Genomic DNA, 363 nt, shown 5'->3' with positions numbered 1-363 from the left:
GGATGGGGTTGCGGGACACGCCGTAAACCCATCCGTGGGGGCTCGTGGGCGCCATCCATGGCGCCCAACGGTCCCGCAACCCCATCCGCCCCGGCCTGCTGACAGTGGGTCGGCGCCTGTTTGGCGAACGCGGGTGTAGGTAGAGAGCAGCCGAGCAATGCTCGGCTCTACCTTGCGCCCCTGCATTCCGTTCGCCGGTACAACGCGACATCGTTTCATCATCACGCCCAGCGCCCGCTGGGCTTTTTTGTGGGCGTCAGGGTGACGCAGCCGGGCAGAGCCCGGCTCTACGCGCCTGCGCGGCAGGCGTTGCCGGCCAGCGGCCGGCACTACCCCTCCTCCCGAAGCCGGCTGTGCCCTTCC

The organism is Stenotrophomonas sp. HMWF003 (assembly GCF_003061285.1).
Taxonomy (GTDB): Bacteria; Pseudomonadota; Gammaproteobacteria; order Xanthomonadales; family Xanthomonadaceae; genus Stenotrophomonas; species Stenotrophomonas maltophilia_AP.
Note: the sequence above shows the minus strand (reverse complement) of the source record.